This is a genomic window from Rhizobacter sp. P2_H2 (assembly GCF_056403375.1).
On sequence record NZ_JBFUFP010000781.1, the window covers coordinates 1 to 2,618 of the forward strand.

The 2,618-nt window shown below is 70.8% G+C and carries 3 protein-coding genes; 1 reads left to right on the top strand and 2 read right to left on the bottom strand.

The window, feature by feature from the left end; all coding sequences use genetic code 11:
* Positions 1–351: M20/M25/M40 family metallo-hydrolase (locus AC1D15_RS26205; RefSeq protein ID WP_477828293.1), on the top strand; the 351-nt coding region annotated here is incomplete at its 5' end.
* Here the strand turns inward: AC1D15_RS26205 and AC1D15_RS26210 are convergent.
* Entirely contained in the window at positions 352–1,173 is an 822-nt protein-coding gene (locus AC1D15_RS26210) for an IclR family transcriptional regulator (protein WP_477828294.1), read from the bottom strand.
* A gap of 35 nt (positions 1,174–1,208) precedes the next feature.
* On the bottom strand, positions 1,209–2,525 hold the full coding sequence (locus AC1D15_RS26215; RefSeq protein WP_477828295.1) for an MSMEG_0569 family flavin-dependent oxidoreductase: 1,317 nt from the start codon (positions 2,523–2,525) through the stop codon (positions 1,209–1,211).
* Positions 2,526–2,618: the final 93 nt, after the last annotated feature.

Sequence of the window (2,618 nt, forward strand, 5' to 3'; positions counted from 1 at the left end):
GGCCTGGACCGCATGGACGCCGCGATGCGGCGCGAGTTCGCGGCCATCGCCGATGCCGGCCGGCTGCAGGTGGCGATCGCCCAGGTGGTGAAGTTCGACCCCTGCGCGTTCGACGCGGCCTGCGTGGGCAGCRTGCGCCGGGCGGCCGAGGCACTCGGCCTGCCCAGCATGGACATCGTCAGCGGCGCCGGCCACGATGCCGTCTACGTGGCCCGCGTGGCCCCCACCGGCATGATCTTCGTGCCCTGCAAGGACGGCATCAGCCACAACGAGATCGAGGACGCACTGCCCGAGCACATCGCGGCAGGCGCCAACGTGCTGCTGCACGCGATGCTCGACAGGGCGTCCTGATCAGTGCGTCATCGCGAGCGAGATCGCGCGCGCGCACTCGATGACCATCGGCGCCAGCTGCTTCTGCGCCTCGTCCATCGTCCAGCGGCTGGTGGGCGGCGACACGTGCACGGCGCCCACCGGGCGGCCGGCACTGTCGATCACCGCAGCCGCCAGGCCCATGTCGCCGAGGAACAGCTCCTCGCAGTTGGTCGCGTAGCCGACCTTGCGGCACAAGGCGACGCGCTTCATGATCGCGTCGACGTCGGTCAACGTGGCGGCCGTGCGCCGCTCGCGCGCCGAAGCCTCCAGCAGCGCGCGGGCCTGCGCTTCCGGCAGGCGGCTCAGGAAGGCCCGGCCGGAGCTGGTGCAGTACATCGGGATGCGCATGCCCACCGGCGTGAGCACCGGGATGAACTTGGGCGCCAGCAACTGGGCCACGTAGACCATCTCCTGGTCCACCGCCTCGGTGAGGCTGGCGGTCTCGCCGCTGGCGTTGGCAAGCTGCGACAGGTAGGGATGCGCCGCGCGGATCAGCGGATGCGCAGCGAGGTAGTTGAACCCGATCTCGATGACCCGGGGCAGCAGCTGGAAGCGGCGCGTCTGCGGATGCTTGCCGATGTAGCCCAGCACCTGCAGCGTGTGCACGGTGCGCTGCACCGAGCCCTTGCTCATGCCGGTGAGGGTGGCCAGCTCGACCAGCGTCATCGTGCGATGCGCGGCATCGAAGGCCCGCAGCACCTGCAGGCCCTTGTCGAGCGAGACGTTGTAGAGCGCGTCGGCCGCCGGCGGCTCGGCGACGCGTGCCTGCTTCTTCGGAAGCGTTTTCCTGCTCGCTGCCATGCGGCTGAGCCCCGGCTGAGTATCGATGATCGATTCTAGATGACCGACATTCGATCTCGATGGAGATCAGGCATTCTCGACTGCCACTGATGTGCCGCGCGCGTTTCGACCACCCGCTGCACGACGAAGGCGGCGTCGCGCGCGATGCCCGAGAAGCGCCCCGATCCCCACGTGTGCAGCCAGGGCAGGCCGATGAAGTAGAGGCCGGGGACGCGGGTCACGCCGCGTTCATGGACGGGATGGCCGCGCCCGTTGAAGACGGGCGCATCGAGCCAGCGGAAGTCCGGCGCGAAGCCGATGCACCACACGACGCTCGTGATGCCCGCACCGCGCAGCGACAGCGATTCGCGCTCCTCGAGCGGTTGCCACACCGGCCGGTAGGCGCCGCCGGGGGGCGCCTGCAGGCCGCGCTCGGCGATGTGGCGGTCGATCGAGGCGTTGATGCCGTCGTAGGTGCGATCGGCCTGGTCCAGCACCTCGCGCAGCCGCGGTGCGAAGCGCAGCGTGTCGCCGTCGCCGTCCAGGCCGGTGAGCACGCCGTAGAGCTCCATGCCTTCCGTCGCGAAGCGGCGCAGGTCGATGTCGCGCCCGCCGTCGCGGCCGGTCACGTAGTGGTTGGTGTTGTCGCGCACGCCCTCGCGCAGCGGATGCCGGCCCACGGGCATGTCGTAGTAGCCCATGTCGGCCAGCCAGTCCACCACGTCGCGGCCGCGGTAGAAGCGCGCGCAGCGCGGTGCGTCGCCGACCGCGAGCACCACCTCGCGACCCGCGAGGTGCAGGTCTTCGGCGATCTGCGCTCCGCTCTGCCCGGACCCCACCACCAGGACCCGGCCGGGCGGCAACTGATGCGCGTTGCGGTACTGCGCCGAATGGAGCTGCGCGATGCCGGGCGGCAGCCGCTCGGCCAGGCGGGGCACGATGGGCTCGTGGTAGCCGCCCGAGGCCACGACCACCTGGGCCGCCGTGCACTCGCCCTCGCTGCTGCGCACGAGGAAGCCGCCCCGATCCCCGTCACCTCCCTGCGGCGTGACCCGCTCGACCGCCACGCCTTCGCGCAGCGGCGCGTTCACGTGCGCGCGGAAGGCCTCGAGGTACTGCACGATCTCGTCCTTCTTCATGAAGCCGTGCGGCTCGCTGCCGCGGTAGGCATGGCCCGGCAGCGCGCACTGCCAATTGGGCGTGACGAGGCAGAAGTTGTCCCAGCGCTGCGTCTGCCACACGTGCATCGCGCGGTGCTTCTCGAACACCAGGTGCTCGATGCCTTCGGCCTGCAGGCCGTGGCTGATCGACAGGCCGGCCTGGCCGCCGCCGACGACGACGACCTCGTGATGGGGCGGGTGGGGGCTCTTCATGGGCAACTCCTCGGGAAGGTCAGGCAGGTTCGAACGAGAGCACGCGCACCCGCGCATCGGCGCGGTGCGCGAATGCGGCGACCTGCGCCTCGG